Here is a 14,201-nt window from a genome sequence, read left to right as displayed (position 1 = left end):
GCTTGGTGAAGCCCCTACCCGAGCAGGACCACCCGGAGCTTCCCCTCGTACCGGGCGAGGTCGGCGTCCGTGGTCCAAAGCTCCCTCGCCCCGCCTCCAGGGCCGTGGCCAGCACCAGGGCGTCCACCAGGGGCAGGTAGAGGCCGTGGGAGAGCCGGGCCGCCCGCTCCCCGATGGTCCAGTCCGGCCAGACCACCCGGCAGACGGCGGGGATGGCTTGGAGGAGGAGCTCCGAGTCTTCCTTGGCCAGGGCGCCCTTTAAGCTCAGGCGCAGGAGCTCCACCAGGGAGAGGCCCGACACCACCCCCTCCCCCTCCCCTTCCGCCAGGGCCCGCCACAGGGCCCCGGCCTCCTCGTGCCCCTCCAGAAGGCGGAGGAAGAAGCCGGTGTCAAGGGCGGTCACGCCGCCCCTCCTCCAGGAGGCGGTGGGCCTCCTCGGCCACCCGGACCTTCCCGGCCCGCTCCAGGACCTTCAGGCCCAGGGCCTTGCGCCGGCGCTCCTTGAGGTAGGCCTCCAGGGCCTCGGCGGTGAGGGCGCTCATGGACTTGCCCTCGTTCTCCGCCGCCTGCCGGAGGAGGCGGGCCAGGTCCTCGGGAATGTGGACGGTTAGGCGCATACAGGAAGAGCATAACACGGGAGGGAAGGGGCTGGGTCCGGGGCCGCGGGGCCCCTAGCCCTGGCCCCCGGGCTTTTCCAGGGAGTCCAGGGCCTCCTCAGTTGCAGACTTACAGACTTACAGACTCCGTAACTTCCAGACTTACAGACTACCGAACTTACAGACTCTGTTAGTCTGGAAGTATGTTCGTGGGCCGGAAGGAGGAGGGGCGGGCGGTCCTCCTCTCGGTGCGGGCCGGGAGGGGGGTGGTGCTCTCCGCCCCGCCGGGGTACGGGAAGACGGCGCTCCTCAGGGAGCTCCTCCCCGCCCTCGAGGCCTGGGCCCCCGTGGTGTGGACGGAGCGGGTGGCTCCCTTCGGCACCTTCCTCAAGGACCTCTTCCGGGGCCTCTGGGACGCCGGGGTGCCCGTGGAGGGGGTGGGACGGGGGAAGGACCTCGAGGCCGACCTCAAGGCCTGGCAGAGGCGCTACCCGGGGAACGAGGAGAAGGCCCGGAGCCTGGTGAAGGCCTTGCGGCGCCCCGAGGGGGTGAACCCCATCACCCTGGTGGTGGACGACGCCACGGGCCTCACCCCGAGTATGGTCCCCTGGCTCGTGGCCTTCGCCGAGGCCGCCACCCTGGTCCTCGCCGTCCACCCGGAGACCCTGAGGAAGGCGGGCACCAAGCGGCTCTGGATGCGCCTGGACCGGGTGGACCTCCCGCCCCTCTCCCCCAAGGAGACCCGGGAGCTCGCCCGGGCCCTGGTGGAGCGCTACGGGGTGGTAGCCGAGGACCTCGAGGCCTACCTCAACCGGGTGGTGAGCCTCTCCGGCGGGGTGCCGGGGGAGGTGGAGCGCCTGGTGCGCTACGTGAGCGCCGAGGACATCGTGCGCAACCGGGACGTGGGCACGGGCTACGCCGAGGGCCTGGCCCGGCGGGAGGAGCGGGGCATCGCCCTGGCTCCCATCCTCTTGGTGGCAGGGGGCGTGGCTATCGCCGCCCGCTACCTGGGCCTGGCCCGGGGCGAGATGGACCTCTATGTGGCCGGGGGGCTGGGCATCGCCGCCTTCGTGGTCCTCTCCCCTTGGCTCAGGAAGGTGGTGGTGGCCCGGTGAGGACGGAGATGGAGGAGTTCCTGCGGCTCTTGGAGGAGGCCTCCGTGGTGCGGGTGGACGGGACCGGCCAGTACTACCTCCTCCGGCACCCGGAGGTGGGCTGGAGGCTCTACCAGAAGGGCATTGAGGCCGCCTTCCTTCTTGCCGAGGGAGAGAAAGCGCTCTACTGGGCCCCGGAGTTCCGGGTGCCGTTGCCGGAGGTGGTGTGATGGCGTGCCCCATGTGCGGCGGGACGAGGCGCATCGCGATCCGCCTCCCCGATGGCCGGGAGCTGGAGACGGCCTGCCTGGAGTGCCTGGACCGGGAGGCGGAGGACTTTGAGGAGGACGATGAAGGGGGCGTCTTCGTTCCCTGGGAAGTGCTGGACCTGGTTTAGGGCCCTTCTCTTCGCCCTCCTCCTCCCCGCCCTGGCCCAGGGCCTCACCGAGGGGCAGGCCCGCCTCCTGGACCGCCTGGCGGAGGAGGCCCTGAAGGCGGATCCCGCCTACCTCCAGGCCCTCGCCGACCTCGAGGCCGCCCGGGCCTCCCTCGGAATACTCGGGGCGCTCTCCGCCGAGGCGGGGGCCGCCCTGGCGGGGGAGTACGGGCAGGTGGCCCCCTCCTACCGCCTAGCCCTCAGTCTGAACCTGGCGGACCTCTTCCGGGACAAGGGCCCCGCCCTCCGGGCCCTCGAGGCCCGCGCCGAGGCCGCCCGGCGGGAGGCGAGGGTGCGGGTGGCGGAGGCCTTCTTCCGGTGGCTCGCCGCCCGGGAGGCGGCCCGGACCGCCGCCGACGGGGTGGAGGCCCGGGAGGCTGAGCTAAAGGCCCTCCAGGCCCGGGCCCGGGTGGGGGCCGCCGCCCCCCACGAGGTCCTGGCCGCCGCCGAGAGGCTCTCCCAGGCCCGCCTCGCCCTCTACCGGGCCAACCTGGACCTGGCCTTGGCCTTGGAGGACCTGGCCCGGGCCGTGGGCCTGCCCCTGGACGCCCTGAGAGGGCTTCTGAGGCCCCTGGAAGAGGAGGGGGGCACTCCTGGTACCCCCCGGCCCCCCAAGGGGCCTTAAAAGGCTTTTAGGAGGGAAAGGTGCGGTTTTTGGGAGCTATTCTGCTTATACTCCTCCCCGCCTGCGAGGCCCCGGTGGCCGAGCACCGGGAGGAGGTGCCCCTCCGCCTCTTCCGCTGGGAGGGGGAGAGCCCCCTCGTGGAGACCCTCCCCGCCGAGCCCCTCCGGGTGGAGGTCCGGCTCTACCGGGCGGGGCGGGAGCTCTCCGCCCACCTCCGGGCCCTGGGGGGCCTCGAGGCCGAGGGGGACCTGGCCCTGGTGCTGGAGGAGGGGGGGCGGGCGGTGGCCGAGGCCTTCGGGGAGGGCCGGACCGTGAGGGGGCGGGCGGCCTTCCTCCGGGCGGCGGGGCGGGCCAGGGGCCCGGTCTGCGCCTTCTGGCTGGTGAGCCTCTCCCCGGACCCCTTCCGGGAGGGGGCGCTGGAGGTGCGGAGCTACGAGGCCTCGGGGAGGCTCTGCGAGGAGGAGCGGTGAGGGTGGAGGAGCTGGAGCGCCTGCGCCGGAGGGTGGCGGAGCTTGAGGCCGAGCGGGAGAAGCTCCTCGCCCGCCTCGCCTACCTCGAGGCCCTCGCCCGCCCGGGCGCCCGGGGTGGGGTCCTCTCCCGGGAGCGGGCCCTGGAGCTTCACGGCCTCCTCTCCGCCGTCTGGCTGGAGCTGAACGAGCTCCACCCCGCCCGGGTGCCGGAGCTGGACCGGGCCCTGAGGATCCTGGAGGAGGCCCTTAGGCGATGACCGCCGGGACCCACCTCGCCGGGGCGGCCCTCACGGCGAGCCTCCTCCGGGGCCTGGGGGTGGAGGTGGGCCTCCTGGAGGGCCTGGCCCTGGCCTGGGGGGCGGTGATGCCCGACCTGGACACCACCACCTCGGGCCCCGGGAAGTTCGTCCGCCCTCTCTCCTCCTTCCTGGAGCGGCGCTTCGGCCACCGCACCCTCACCCACTCCCTTCCCTTCCTCCTCGCCCTCGCCCTCCTCCTCCTTCCCCTCCGCCAGGCGGCCCCGGGGGCCTACTGGGCCTTCCTCTCCGGCTACCTCTCCCACCTCCTCCTGGACACCCTCAACGTGAACGGGGTGCCCCTCCTCTGGCCCTGGCGGGTGCAGTTCTTCTTCTTCCCCTCCCGGGAGTGGCGGATCCGCTACGCCTCCCCCCAGGAGGCCACCCTGGCCCTCTTCCTCGCCCTCTTCGCCTTCGCCCTCTGGCCCCTATCGGGCCAGGGCTTCGCCTCCGCCTTCCGCCACCTGGTGGGGACGCCGGAGGTGGCCGTGCTGGACTACCTGGACTGGCGGGACCGCTGGGAGGTCTGGGCCGAGGTGAGGGGCTTCAACCGCGAGACCCAGGAGCCCGTGGAGGGGCGCTTCCTGGTGGTGGAGGCCCTGGGGCGGGAGGGCGTCCTGGTGGAGGACGAGCTGGGCCGCACCCTGGCGGTGAGCCGGGACGGCCAGGTGGTGGCCTACCGGGTGCGCATGGTCCGGGGGAGGCCCCAGGTCCTCAGGGAGTGGCGGCTTGACCTCTCGGGGAGGCTCCTCGCCGACCTCCTGCAGGCCCTCCCCCGCTCCGCCCGGAGGGTCTGGATCACCGGGGAGGCCCGCCCCGCCACCGCCCCCCGCCCCTCGTCCCCCCGGTGGGCACCCACCCCCGGGTGGAGGCCTCCGAGAGCCCGCCCCGCCTCCGCTTCCACGCCGCCCGGCCCGAGGACCTGGCCCCCCTGGCGAGCCTCTACCTTCAGGCGGGGAGCGCCGTGGTGCGGGCCCAGTTCGCACCCGGGGAGGAGGGGGAGCTTTACCTCCCCGACCTCCCCCAGGCCCCCACGGTCCACCCCCTGGTCATCTCTCTCCCCTCCCTGGCGGGCCTTCTGGTGCGCCCTGGAGACCGGGTGGCCGAGGGGGAGCCCATCGCCCGCAGGGTGGACGAGGCTCCCCTGGCCGACCTGAAGGACCAGGCCGGAGCGAAGCGGCAGGAGGCCCAGCGCCTGGAGGAGGAGATGGCCCGGCTGGAGGAGCGGTGCCGGGCCGAGCGGGAGGCCCTGAAGGGGGAGATGGCCCGCCTCGAGGACCAGGTGGGCCGTCTGCGCTACCTGGTGAGCGTGGGGGCGGAGGCCCCCCTGCGCCTCTCCGAGGCCGAGGGGCGCCTGGAGGAGGCCCGGGCGCGGCTCACCCGCCTGGCCGTCTCCTGCGCCGGGGATAGGGCCCGCCTCGAGGCCAGCCTGCGGGAGGCCCGCCTGGCCGAGGAGCGCCTGCGGAGGAGGCTGGCCCGGGCCGAGGAGGCCCAGCTCATCCGGTCCCCCGTGGCGGGCCGGGTGGGCGAGGTGAAGGTGCGGGACCTCAGGCCGGGGGAGGTGGTGGTGGAGGTGGTCATCGTGGGGGAGAGGGAGTAGGCCATCCCCACATCCCCACCCCCCTCGCCCTCGCCTCCCGGGCGGCCTGGAGGTAGAGCTCGGCGTAGCGGACGTTGGGGGGCACGGTGTAGGGCTCAGCCCACCCCACCCGGACCAGCTCCAGGTTCACCTGAAGGAAGCGCCGGCCCCGGTAGGTCCAGTCCCCCCGGGGGTCCTCCAGGTAGAGGTAGGCCAGCACCCTCCGGTACCGGTCCCGCTCCTGGACGTCCAGCTCCACCCACACCTTCCTCCCCTGGAGCAGGCGGGCGAGGAAGGCCTTGGCCTCGAGGCCCAGCCGCACCTCCTCGGGGCCCGCGGTGCGGTGGTTGTAGGTGCTCTCCGGGGCGTCAATCCCGATGAGGCGCACCGGCCCTAGGCCCTGAAGCTCCACCGTGTCCCCGTCCACCACACGGAGGACGGCCACCGGGCCCTGGAGCCTGCCCTCCGGGGCGAGGGCCAGGACCAGGGCGAGCAACCAGGGGAGAAGCCCGAGCGCTCTTGAGCCCACCCCCTCAGCCTATCCGGTCCGCCGCAGCCTCCCCCACCCCTTCCCCCACCCCCTGCCCCCGCCCCCCTTCCCGTCGGCCTCTCCCCGAAGGGGGGCGGGGGAGAGAGGAAGCTTCTTCCCTTCCCGCGCCGGGCTGGGCCCCATTGTAGGGCGCTCCGGGCCTCCGGCAAGGCCAGGCCCCTTCGGGGTGGGGCCCCTACCCCAGCCTTGCCTCCGGCCCTCCGCGCCCCCTTTTGGGGCCCTTGCGCCCGGCGCGGGAAAAGTGGCGCGGGCCAAAGGCAGGTGGTGGCGGTGTCCCAGGTTTTCCCTCTCTCCGGCGTGGTGGCGGTGGCTGGCTCCCGGTACGGCTCCCCCTGGCCAGTGTCCCCGGTGGTCCGCCTGGTGGTGGCCTCAGGGGGCGTGGTGCGGGTGGGGGATCAGCGGGGGGTGGATGCGGCCGTGCGCGCGGCCTGCCCCTCCGCCGTGGTGGTGGAGGCTTCCCGCTTCTCCGGGCCCCCCGCCGCCCGGCTTCACCAGCGCACCCGGGCCGTGGTCCTCGGCCACCCGGGCCTCGGCCTGCCCCCGCCTCCGCCCTTCTGGTCTTTCCCCCGGTGGGGGGCGCTCCCGCTTTGGGGCCTGGCTCCTCCCTGGCCCTCCGCCTGGCCCTCGAGGCCCGCCTCCCCGTCTGGGTGGCCGGGGAGCCCCGGCCCCAGGGGCCGGGGTGGGTTCCCCTCGCCCTGGCCGGGGTGCCGGGGTGGGCCCTGCCCCCTGTTCAGGGAGGGCTTTTTTAGCTCAGAAGGCTTGACAAATCATCTTTTATGTCATATTATAAGGACGGAAACGGAGGCCGGGACCCCGCCAAGAGCCAGGCCTCCGGGTTCCAAAGGAGGAAACCATGAAGCAGGTTAGCACGCAGGAAAAGGTTCTCACTAGGGACGAGGCCGTTCAGCAGGCCGCTTGGGCCATCGCCCGCGCCCGGGAGAAGCTCGCCGAGCTCTACGGCTGGGCCCTCGCCGGGGAGGCCACGAGCTGGGTGGCCCCCGCCATCCTGGCCCGGGACATCCTCGAGGCCCTGGAGGAGGCCCGCGCCCTGGCCACCGCCTTCGCGGACGTGCTGGCGTTTGGCGAGACCGTGGGCGCCTTCCTGGAGGAGGCCCGCCTCGAGGCCGCCCGCATCCTCCGGGAGAAGGAGCCTGCCCAGCCCGCCGGGGAAGAGGAGGTGCCCTTCTAATGCGCGCCCTCGCCCTTCTCCTCGCCCTTCTCCTCCTCCTCTCCGCCCCCGCCTCGGCCCTCGGCCCCCAGGATCCCGGCCGGGTGTCTCCCCTCTCCGATGAGGTGAAGGGCCTCGGCCCCGGCACCAGGTAGCCCGCGCGGGGGGCGGGGCCCGCCCCGCCCCCCCTTCCAGGAGGAAGCTGTGAGCGAGAACCTGACCCAGACCCAGACCGAGGAGCTCAAGGCCCGCGTGGATGAGGTTCTGGAGGCCCTCAGGGACCGGGCCCGGGCCCTCATCGCCGCCATCGCCGCCCACGCCGAGGCCAGGTTGGCCCTCGAGGCGGCCCAGGACGACCTGGAGGACGCCCGCGCCCGGGCCATCCGGGAGGGCCTCGAGGGGAAGAACGAGGCCCAGCGCCAGGCGGAGCTCCTGGAGAAGACCCGGGAGCAGGAGGAGGCCTACAGGAGTGCCCGGAGCGTGTACCGGGTGGCCGAGGCCAACCTGGAGATGGCCCGGGTGGCCTGGGCCCTGGAGAAGGAGGCCCTTCGCGCCCTCGCCGCCCTCCTCTCCCGGGAGGCCTGAGGGAGGCCCCGGCCTCGCCTGCCCCCCGCGAGGGGGGCGGCGGGCCGGGGCGCGCCCTTGCCCACCACCCGCCGCGGGCGCGGGACTTCCCTCCGGGCCGGCGCTCGGCCCCCGGGCCGCCGCGCCGTGCACGCCGCCGCGGTCCAGCTGACGCTCGGCCCGGGGGCCGCCCTCGGGGGCTCGCTCCGCGCGCCGTGCACGCCGCCGCGCGGAAGCTTCGCCCCCTCGGGACGCGCCGGCCCCTGCCCGCCGTTAAGCTATGGGCGTGCCTAGGCGTCCTCTGTACCAGCCCGAGAGGTTCAAGGGCCTCCCCTGCTCCGCCCGGCTGGTCTGGTTCCACATCTGGGCCCTTGGGGAGGGAGAGTACTCCGCCCGGGAGCTGGCCCAGGAGCTGGAGATGAGCCCGGACGCCGCCGCCCGGGCGCTCCGCCTCCTGACCGAGCGGGGGCTCCTGGAGGTGGTGCGTCCTCCTGCTGGCTCCAGGGCGGGAGCTTACCGGGTGGCCCGGGGCGTCCCTACCTCGCCTCCCACTTCCTCTCCGGGTCTAGCCTGAGCACCTCCCCCTCCCACCGCACCGCCTCCCGGTCGGCCAGGAGGTCCCTGGCCCTCGAGGCCGTCATGTGAAGCCGCTCCCTCACCCCGGGGCCGTCCTCCCCCCAGAGCCTGAGCGCCGCCTCCCGCCAGGGGAGGGGGCCCTCCTTGAGGAGCAGGGCCAGAAGCGCAAAGGCCTTCCCCGAGCCCTCCAGGAGCACCTCCCGCCTGCCCACGAGGAGGCCGGGGGGGCTTTCCCGCAGGACCACCTTAGGCTTCTCCGGGGCCTTCCGGGCCCTGAAGAGCGCGAGCCCCCTCTCCTCAGCGAGGGCGAAGAGGTCGGGGAAGCCCAGGGCCTCCTCCGCCAGGGGATAGGGGCCGATGGCCTGGGCCTCCTGAAGGAGGGCCAGGGCGCCCTCCTCCTTCCCCTCCCGGCGGGAGAGCTCCGCCAGGGCCACCAGCACCCGGGCGCGGGCCGGGGCGTGGGTGTCCAGAAGCTCCAGGGCCTCCCCGGCGGCCTTGCGGGCCTCCTTGCGCCAGCCCAGGGCCAGGTAGCAGGGGGCGAGCTCCGCCAGGGCCGCCCCCCTCCGGGCCCCCTCCCCGGCGAGGCGCAGGGCCTCCTCCAGGCGCTCCCTCCCTTGGGCGGGTCTTCCCATAAGCCGCAGGGTGGTGCCGAGCGCCCTCAGGGCCACCACCCGGTCGTCGGGATCCAGCCGACCCGCCACCGCCTGCCGGGCCCGGAAGAGGGCCTCCCTCAGCTCCCCCCTGGCCCGGTGGACGGAGGAGAGCAGGACCAGGACCCGGTTGCGGAAGCTCCCCAGGGCCTTGACCCGGACCACGGCCAAGGCCTCCTCCGCCCGGCGCAGGGCCCAGCCCGTCCTGCCCCGGTGCAGGTGGGCCACCCCCAGGCCGTGGAGGGCCCAGGCCCGGCCCAGGTGGTCCTCCTCCGCCTCAAAGAGGTCCAGGGCCCGCCTCAGGGCCTCCTCCGCCTCCTCCCAGCGCCCGGCCCGGAAGAGGAGGGCCCCCAGGTCCTGCCACACCCACCCCGCCCGCTCCCGGGCCAGGGAGGCCGCCCGCCGCACCAGCCGCAGCCCCTCCTCGTCCCCCAGGTGCCAGCGGGCCCAGCCCTTCAGCCTCAGCCACTCGGGGTTTTGGGGTTGGGGGTCCTGGTCCAGAGCGGCCTCCGCCTCCCGGTAGCGCCCGAGCTGGAGGAAGAGGCGGACGGCCTCGAGGTCCACCCCCTCCGGGCTCACCAGGGGCCTTCTCCTGCGCGGCGCCCGGTTTTGCCGATGAGCATCGGAAATTGCAGAGAATCTGCTAACTTCCCCCCTCTTTCCGGCCATCTTGGGGGAGCATTCTACACCCGGGGTTTTTCCTCTAGATGGGTGTTGCCAGCGCCTTCGGTTTTTCAAGTGAAATCTATAACGCCTGTTGGCATGCCTCAGTTGACCCCATTGACCCTTCTCTCTGGAGGTGGTAGCTAGAGGGGAATGGTCCCACCCTGGAGCCCCACCCCTTGCCAACCCTGGGCCCGGTATAATGGCGGGCAATGGGAAGACCGGGCCCCCTGGGGGCCCAAGGCGGCAGGGCCGCGTGAGGACCAAAAAGAGAGGCTCCCGCTGGGAGGGAACCAAATTCCAGCAACCTTTTCCTTCGCCTAAGGTTATCCCCTCCCAGCGGGAAAGGCAATAGGCGCCAAGGCGGCGCGCGGGGGAGTGCCGTCTCCGACGCGCGAAACGGGAGGGGTTTATGCCCCAAGAAGGAGTTGAAGGGAAGAGCTATAAAGAACAGCCGGAAGGACTCAGCGAGCGGGGCCGGGCCTTCCTCGAGGCCCTGGCCCGGAGGAAGCGGGCGAGGGGCGAGGAGCTTCCGCCCCTCTACCTGAAGCTCCTGGAGGGGGCCGCGCCCCCGGAGGAAGGGGGCCACGAGCCCCCGCCCGAGGAGGCGCCTCCCCCGGAGGACCTCCGCCGGAAGCTCCGGGAGGCGCCGCCTTCCCCGGCCCTCCCCACCCGGGAGGAGCTTTCCGCCTCCCCGCCCCCGCCCGAGTGGAAGCGGGACGCCTGGGACCTCGCCGACCGCCTCCTGGCGGAAGGGGAGCGGCGGGGCACCCTGCCAGGGCTTTCCGAGCGGGAGCGGAAGGTGTACCGGACCCTCCTCGCCCTGGGCCTCGAGGTCCTGGCCCGGAGGCTGGGCCCGGGGAGGCCCCTGCCCAAGAACCTGTCCCAGGTCTCCCTCTTCGCCGTGAACGACGCCCTTTCCGTGGCCCTGGGGATCCCCCCGGCCTCCCTCTACCGGGTCCTGGCCTCCCTGGAGGCCAAGGGGCTCATCCGAAGGAGCGCCTGGCGCACCCCGGCCACCCTCCGAGGCCGGACGGGGGTCTACGCCGGCGGGACGCTTTACGCCGTGCGCCTGCCCCACCGGGAGGCCCGCCCCCGCCTGGACCCGGAGGACTTCCGCCACCCCTGGCGGGACCTGGAGGAGGACGCCCGCCGGGGGCGCACCGCCTGGAGCCTGAGAGAGTCATATACAAGTCCTCCTAAGGAGGACTCCGGGGTCCTGGAGCTTTTGCTTGGGTTCTCGTTATCCCCTGGCGAAGCTGAAGACCCGTTAGCTATAGACTCTCTCACCGCCCTCCTGCGGGCCCGCCCCGCTGAGCGCCGGGCCCTGGTGGGGGCCCTCGCCCTCTCCCTGGCCCGGGAGTTCCGGGATCCTGGGAGCGTGCGCTTCTACGCCTGGGTCCTCTGGAACGCCCTCCGGGCGGAGCTCTACGGCCTGATGGAGGGGGCCCTCGAGGCCGTCGCCTGGGCGGTCCGGCGGGCGCGGGAGGCCGCGGCCAAGGCCCTCTGGAGCCCGAGGGGCGAGTGGGTCCGCCGCCCCGGGGCCCTCCTCGCCCACCTCCTCCGGGAGCGGGGCCTCCTGGAGCTCTTCCGCCAGGCCCCCCAGTGGCGGGTGGCGTAGGGCTCCCGCCGGGCTAAGCTGGAGGTAGCCCATCCAGGGCCTCTGGGGGTGGCTTGTGTATCAAGACTGGCTGTTCAAGGACTGCCCAGGGGGCTGGCGCCTCCGCTACCGCCGGAACGGGGGCGGCTACGAGGCCTCCCGGGACGGGGAGAGGTGGGAGAAGGTCCCCTCGGTCACGGAGGTTACGGGGCGCCTGAACAAGAACCTTCAGGACTGGGCCGTGCGCCAGGTGGTGGAGTACCTCCAGGGGGAGCTGGTCCCGGGGCTGGTCCTCACGGAGGAGGAGGTGAACCGCCTCCTGGACGGTGCGTCCAAAGCCCACCGCCTGGCCGCGCAGAGGGCCGCCGGGCGAGGCGCCGACCTCCACGCCTGGGCGGAGGCCTACCTCAAAGGGCAAAGGCCTCCCTTCCCCGAGGAGGAGCCCCTTCGGGGGATGGCCCTCGCCCTGGCGGACTGGTGGGACGGGAACGGGGGCGAGGCCCTGCGCTCCGAGGAGGCGGTCTTCCACCCGGAGCACCGCTACGCCGGGCGGGTGGACCTGGTGGCCCGGCTGGGGGGGAGGGTGGTGGTGGTGGACCTGAAGACCTCCCCCCGGGCCTACCCGGAGCACCTCCTCCAGGTGGGGGCCTACGCCCTGGCCCTCCGGGCGGAGGGGGTGGCGGTGGAGGGGGGCTTCGTGCTGGCCCTGAGGGAAGGCTTAAGCCTCCAGGAGGTCCCCCTGGAGGAGGCGGCGCAGGCCTTCCTGGGGCTCCTGGCCGTCCACCGCTTTCTGAAGGTCCTCGAGGCTACCCCCTGAGCACCCGCTTGTACCACACCTTAAGGGCCTCGAGGTCCCAGGCCACCACCGCCCGGCTCCCGTCGGGGTACCACCGCACCTCGTGCCGCCTCGGGAACTCGGGCAGGAGCCGCTCCACCTTGGGCCACCAGAGGGCCAGGGCCTCGGGCCTCAGCACCAGGTAGTAGGGCCCTTCCCCCACCAGGCCCATCACCTGCCCCTTGGGGAGGGGCGGGGGCAGGCCGAGGCCCCCAGGGGCCTCCTCCTCCGGGGCCCGCCACACCCGCACCGGGTCCCGCCTCGGCCTCCCCTCCCCGGGGGGGCGCGCCTCCTTCGGGGGCTTCGGGGGCCTTCGGGCCCGGGCGGGGCGGGCCTTTGGGCCTCCTCCCGGCGCCCCTCGGCCTCCTCGGGGCGGCCCCCTTCCCCCGCCTCCCCTCCAGGTGCGGGTTCCGGTCCCCCTCTATGGGCTCGGGGAGGGGCCTCCCCCCCTTCCGGGCCAGGACCCACTTCCCCAGGGGGAAGGCCCGCTCGGCGAGGAGCCTCCCCCCCCGCAGGGCTCCCTCAAAGCGGTAGGCCTTCCTGGGCTCCAGGAAGGCGGTGAACCCCCGGGCCCGGCCCAGGACGAGCCTGAAGGCCTCCCCGCTCTTGGGCTGGACGAGGACCACGAACCTCCTCCCGTCGGCGTGGAGGAGGATCCCGTGCACCACCAGCTCCGGCCCCTCCATGGGGCGCTTGAGCTTGAGGGCCACCTGGACCTCCGTGAGCCTCCCCTCCTCGTCCGTACGGGGCCAGAGGGTGAAGACCCCTTCCCCCCGGTGCTCCTCCGGCTGGCTCAGGGCGTACCCGGCCACCGCCGCCCGCAGGCCCCGGGGCAGGCGGGGGCTGTGGAAGCCCTCCTCCCCAAGCCTCCCCTCCAGGAAGAGGGTGGCCTGGTGGGCCGGGTGGCGGGCCCCCGTCTTCTCCTTCCGCTCCTCCCTGACCTCCTCCACGCCTCCCCCTAGAGGCCGAAGCGCCTCAGGACCTCCCGGGCCCGGTCCACCACGCTCCTCCCCGCCCCCTCGGGCTTGGCCTCCTCCTCCAGGGAGCGGAGGAAGGCCTCGAGGCTCTCCCGGGTGATGCGGGCCGAGCGGGGGGTGGGGTAAACCCGCTTCAGACGGCCCGCCCGGATCAAGCGGTACACCGTCATCCGGGACACCCCCAAGGCTTGGGCCACCTCCTTGATGGTCAGCAGGAGCTTGCCTTCAAGAGGGCCGCCTCCCTCGCTCATGCCCTCATGTTACCGGTAGTGCATCAAGGTTACACTTGGTAACTTCCAGAGTTACAGACTCCCGGAGTCTGTAACTCTGGAAGTCTGTGAGTTTGTCGCAAACATCCGCCTTTTGTCGCAACCTTCCGCCGGCCGCCCCGGCTCCTTGCCCGCCCTTTTTTCGGGGGTTTTCGCCCTCCCGGACGGGACTCTTCCTCGGTCTGGGCCTCCCTCCGCCACTTCGCCAAACAAATCTTTTGCGAATGCTATACTTCGGGAAAGCGGGGGCGGGGGCCCTCGAGGGCACTCCAGGCCCGCCGCCCCCCGAAGGAGGTCCCATGAGCCAGCCTGACCCCCACGCCGAGCTCCTCCACCGCTTCCGCCGGTACCTGGAGATGGAGGAGGGGCGCTCCCCCCGCACCGCCCGGGAGTACCTCATGGACGCCAGCCTCTTCTCCCGCTGGTTCCGGGAGCGCCATGGGAGGCCCCCCCGCTGGGAGGAGGTGGGGAGCCAGCACATCCGGGCCTTCCTGGCCTCCCGCGAGGTGAGCCCCCAGCGGGTGGGGCGGGTCCTCGCCTCCCTCAGGAAGCTCTTCCGCTACCTGGCCGAGGTGGAGGGCCTACCCATCCTCAAGGACCCCACCGAGGGGGTCAAGCGCCCCAAGCTCCCCAAGAGGCTCCCCGTCTACCTCACCCCGCCGGAAGTGGCCCGCCTCCTCCAGGCGGCCTACCAGAACCGTTCTCCCCGGGTGGCCCTCCGGGACTGGGCCCTCCTCGCCTTCCTTTACGGCACGGGCCTCCGCCTCTCTGAGGCCCTGGCCCTCACCTACGCCGACATCACCTACCAGGACGGCATCCCCCACGCCATCCGGGTCCAGGGGAAGGGGGGAAAGGAGCGGGTGGTGGTTCTCTCGCCCACGGCCCAGCGGGCCCTCCACCAGTGGCTCAAGCACCGGAATCTGGAGGGGCACCCCACCAGCCCCTACATCTGGAGCCACACCTCCGGCCCCAACCGGGGGAAGCCCTTCTCCGCCCGGGCGGTGGAGGCCATGGTGAAGCGGGTGGCCAGGCGGGCGGGGCTCAAGGACTGGCAGCGCATCACCCCCCACAAGCTTCGGCACTCCTACGCCAGCGCCCTGGTGGAGGCGGGGCGGGGGATAGACGAGGTGAAGGAGCTTCTGGGCCACAGCTCCATCAGCACCACTCAGGTCTACGTGCACGTGTCCCGCAAGCGCCTGGAGGAGGCCGCCCGGGCGCTGCCGGACGTGGTGGGGTAGTTTATTGAATAAATT

22 protein-coding genes are annotated in these 14,201 nt (G+C 73.2%); 16 read left to right on the top strand and 6 right to left on the bottom strand.

Annotated features, from left to right (window positions below; all coding sequences use genetic code 11):
* Together ATI37_RS00320 and ATI37_RS00315 are read right to left on the bottom strand one after the other, a co-directional pair.
* A partial coding sequence (locus ATI37_RS00320) for a type II toxin-antitoxin system VapC family toxin (protein WP_232822387.1) occupies positions 1–403 on the bottom strand: 403 nt, incomplete at its 3' end.
* Positions 390–617, bottom strand: a complete 228-nt coding sequence (locus ATI37_RS00315) for a ribbon-helix-helix protein, CopG family (RefSeq protein WP_018461178.1) — start codon at positions 615–617, stop codon at positions 390–392. The genes ATI37_RS00315 and ATI37_RS00320, both read right to left, overlap by 14 nt.
* Before the next feature lie 182 nt (positions 618–799).
* Here ATI37_RS00315 and ATI37_RS00310 point away from each other — a divergent pair, with 182 nt between their 5' ends.
* The 8 genes from ATI37_RS00310 to ATI37_RS11805 are packed head-to-tail and all read left to right on the top strand — an operon-like array spanning position 800 to position 5,117.
* Complete coding sequence (locus tag ATI37_RS00310) at positions 800–1,711, top strand: ATP-binding protein (protein ID WP_117236597.1); 912 nt, start codon at positions 800–802, stop codon at positions 1,709–1,711.
* Positions 1,712–1,719: 8 nt separating this feature from the next.
* Positions 1,720–1,920, top strand: coding sequence for a hypothetical protein (locus ATI37_RS00305; protein WP_018461180.1), 201 nt, complete (start codon positions 1,720–1,722; stop codon positions 1,918–1,920).
* Positions 1,920–2,087: a hypothetical protein gene (locus ATI37_RS11620; protein ID WP_176758226.1), complete on the top strand. Its 168-nt coding sequence runs from the start codon at positions 1,920–1,922 to the stop codon at positions 2,085–2,087. The genes ATI37_RS00305 and ATI37_RS11620 overlap by 1 nt, the downstream gene beginning before the upstream one ends.
* Positions 2,041–2,751, top strand: a complete 711-nt coding sequence (locus ATI37_RS00300; RefSeq protein ID WP_117236596.1) for a TolC family protein — start codon at positions 2,041–2,043, stop codon at positions 2,749–2,751. The genes ATI37_RS11620 and ATI37_RS00300 overlap by 47 nt, the downstream gene beginning before the upstream one ends.
* Before the next feature lie 20 nt (positions 2,752–2,771).
* Positions 2,772–3,221: a hypothetical protein gene (locus ATI37_RS12320; RefSeq protein WP_117236607.1), complete on the top strand. Its 450-nt coding sequence runs from the start codon at positions 2,772–2,774 to the stop codon at positions 3,219–3,221.
* On the top strand, positions 3,218–3,478 hold the full coding sequence (locus ATI37_RS00290) for a hypothetical protein (RefSeq protein ID WP_018461184.1): 261 nt from the start codon (positions 3,218–3,220) through the stop codon (positions 3,476–3,478). Before ATI37_RS12320 ends, ATI37_RS00290 begins: the two co-directional genes overlap by 4 nt.
* Complete coding sequence (locus ATI37_RS00285; protein ID WP_232822386.1) at positions 3,475–4,674, top strand: metal-dependent hydrolase; 1,200 nt, start codon at positions 3,475–3,477, stop codon at positions 4,672–4,674. The genes ATI37_RS00290 and ATI37_RS00285 overlap by 4 nt, the downstream gene beginning before the upstream one ends.
* Positions 4,599–5,117: an HlyD family secretion protein gene (locus ATI37_RS11805; protein WP_232822385.1), complete on the top strand. Its 519-nt coding sequence runs from the start codon at positions 4,599–4,601 to the stop codon at positions 5,115–5,117. The genes ATI37_RS00285 and ATI37_RS11805 overlap by 76 nt, the downstream gene beginning before the upstream one ends.
* On the opposite strand, the gene ATI37_RS00280 is transcribed toward ATI37_RS11805, so the two are convergent.
* Positions 5,095–5,625: a thermonuclease family protein gene (locus ATI37_RS00280; RefSeq protein WP_232822384.1), complete on the bottom strand. Its 531-nt coding sequence runs from the start codon at positions 5,623–5,625 to the stop codon at positions 5,095–5,097. The genes ATI37_RS11805 and ATI37_RS00280 overlap by 23 nt on opposite strands.
* A 608-nt stretch (positions 5,626–6,233) precedes the next feature.
* Between ATI37_RS00280 and ATI37_RS11800 the strand changes: the two genes are divergently transcribed.
* The 5 genes from ATI37_RS11800 (at position 6,234) to ATI37_RS00260 (ending at position 7,952) form a co-directional block, all read left to right on the top strand.
* Positions 6,234–6,395 carry a hypothetical protein gene (locus ATI37_RS11800; RefSeq protein ID WP_232822383.1) on the top strand — a complete coding sequence of 54 codons (162 nt, stop codon included), beginning with the start codon at positions 6,234–6,236 and terminating at the stop codon, positions 6,393–6,395.
* A 104-nt stretch (positions 6,396–6,499) separates the two neighbouring features.
* The gene (locus tag ATI37_RS00270; RefSeq protein ID WP_117236592.1) at positions 6,500–6,835 is read left to right on the top strand and encodes a hypothetical protein; all 336 of its coding nucleotides are present in this window, start codon (positions 6,500–6,502) and stop codon (positions 6,833–6,835) included.
* Complete coding sequence (locus ATI37_RS12315) at positions 6,835–6,969, top strand: hypothetical protein (protein ID WP_012477514.1); 135 nt, start codon at positions 6,835–6,837, stop codon at positions 6,967–6,969. Before ATI37_RS00270 ends, ATI37_RS12315 begins: the two co-directional genes overlap by 1 nt.
* 49 nt (positions 6,970–7,018) lie before the next feature.
* Positions 7,019–7,399: a hypothetical protein gene (locus tag ATI37_RS00265; RefSeq protein WP_117236591.1), complete on the top strand. Its 381-nt coding sequence runs from the start codon at positions 7,019–7,021 to the stop codon at positions 7,397–7,399.
* Positions 7,400–7,658: 259 nt separating this feature from the next.
* On the top strand, positions 7,659–7,952 hold the full coding sequence (locus ATI37_RS00260; RefSeq protein WP_117236590.1) for a helix-turn-helix domain-containing protein: 294 nt from the start codon (positions 7,659–7,661) through the stop codon (positions 7,950–7,952).
* On the opposite strand, the gene ATI37_RS00255 is transcribed toward ATI37_RS00260, so the two are convergent.
* Positions 7,915–9,183 carry a tetratricopeptide repeat protein gene (locus ATI37_RS00255; RefSeq protein WP_117236606.1) on the bottom strand — a complete coding sequence of 423 codons (1,269 nt, stop codon included), beginning with the start codon at positions 9,181–9,183 and terminating at the stop codon, positions 7,915–7,917. The genes ATI37_RS00260 and ATI37_RS00255 overlap by 38 nt on opposite strands.
* A 496-nt stretch (positions 9,184–9,679) precedes the next feature.
* Here ATI37_RS00255 and ATI37_RS00250 point away from each other — a divergent pair, with 496 nt between their 5' ends.
* Both ATI37_RS00250 and ATI37_RS00245 read left to right on the top strand, forming a co-directional pair.
* A complete protein-coding gene (locus ATI37_RS00250; protein WP_198665467.1) occupies positions 9,680–10,888 on the top strand; it encodes a helix-turn-helix domain-containing protein in 1,209 nt (402 codons plus the stop codon).
* A 55-nt stretch (positions 10,889–10,943) separates the two neighbouring features.
* A complete protein-coding gene (locus ATI37_RS00245; protein WP_117236605.1) occupies positions 10,944–11,684 on the top strand; it encodes a PD-(D/E)XK nuclease family protein in 741 nt (246 codons plus the stop codon).
* A 20-nt stretch (positions 11,685–11,704) separates the two neighbouring features.
* Here the strand turns inward: ATI37_RS00245 and ATI37_RS12310 are convergent, their stop codons facing one another.
* Positions 11,705–12,652, bottom strand: coding sequence for a hypothetical protein (locus ATI37_RS12310; RefSeq protein WP_157969061.1), 948 nt, complete (start codon positions 12,650–12,652; stop codon positions 11,705–11,707).
* Positions 12,653–12,660: 8 nt separating this feature from the next.
* Positions 12,661–12,930 (bottom strand): helix-turn-helix transcriptional regulator, encoded by a 270-nt coding sequence (locus tag ATI37_RS00230; RefSeq protein ID WP_117236603.1) that lies wholly within the window; start codon positions 12,928–12,930, stop codon positions 12,661–12,663.
* A gap of 317 nt (positions 12,931–13,247) precedes the next feature.
* Between ATI37_RS00230 and ATI37_RS00225 the strand changes: the two genes are divergently transcribed.
* Positions 13,248–14,186 (top strand): tyrosine-type recombinase/integrase, encoded by a 939-nt coding sequence (locus tag ATI37_RS00225; RefSeq protein ID WP_117236602.1) that lies wholly within the window; start codon positions 13,248–13,250, stop codon positions 14,184–14,186.
* Positions 14,187–14,201 lie beyond the last annotated feature (15 nt).

Source organism: Thermus sediminis, from assembly GCF_003426945.1.
In the GTDB taxonomy this organism is placed as follows: domain Bacteria; phylum Deinococcota; class Deinococci; order Deinococcales; family Thermaceae; genus Thermus; species Thermus sediminis.
The sequence above is the reverse complement of the archived record's forward strand: the minus strand, read 5'-3'. Positions and strand labels throughout refer to the sequence as shown.

Coding starts and splice junctions, on each gene's coding strand:
- ATI37_RS00315 (WP_018461178.1), bottom strand. CDS start 617: ATGCGCCTAACCGTCCACATTCCCGAGGACCTGGCCCGCCTCCTCCGG.
- ATI37_RS00310 (WP_117236597.1), top strand. CDS start 800: ATGTTCGTGGGCCGGAAGGAGGAGGGGCGGGCGGTCCTCCTCTCGGTG.
- ATI37_RS00305 (WP_018461180.1), top strand. CDS start 1,720: ATGGAGGAGTTCCTGCGGCTCTTGGAGGAGGCCTCCGTGGTGCGGGTG.
- ATI37_RS11620 (WP_176758226.1), top strand. CDS start 1,920: ATGGCGTGCCCCATGTGCGGCGGGACGAGGCGCATCGCGATCCGCCTC.
- ATI37_RS00300 (WP_117236596.1), top strand. CDS start 2,041: ATGAAGGGGGCGTCTTCGTTCCCTGGGAAGTGCTGGACCTGGTTTAGG.
- ATI37_RS00285 (WP_232822386.1), top strand. CDS start 3,475: ATGACCGCCGGGACCCACCTCGCCGGGGCGGCCCTCACGGCGAGCCTC.
- ATI37_RS00270 (WP_117236592.1), top strand. CDS start 6,500: ATGAAGCAGGTTAGCACGCAGGAAAAGGTTCTCACTAGGGACGAGGCC.
- ATI37_RS12315 (WP_012477514.1), top strand. CDS start 6,835: ATGCGCGCCCTCGCCCTTCTCCTCGCCCTTCTCCTCCTCCTCTCCGCC.
- ATI37_RS00260 (WP_117236590.1), top strand. CDS start 7,659: ATGGGCGTGCCTAGGCGTCCTCTGTACCAGCCCGAGAGGTTCAAGGGC.
- ATI37_RS00250 (WP_198665467.1), top strand. CDS start 9,680: ATGCCCCAAGAAGGAGTTGAAGGGAAGAGCTATAAAGAACAGCCGGAA.
- ATI37_RS00230 (WP_117236603.1), bottom strand. CDS start 12,930: ATGAGCGAGGGAGGCGGCCCTCTTGAAGGCAAGCTCCTGCTGACCATC.
- ATI37_RS00225 (WP_117236602.1), top strand. CDS start 13,248: ATGAGCCAGCCTGACCCCCACGCCGAGCTCCTCCACCGCTTCCGCCGG.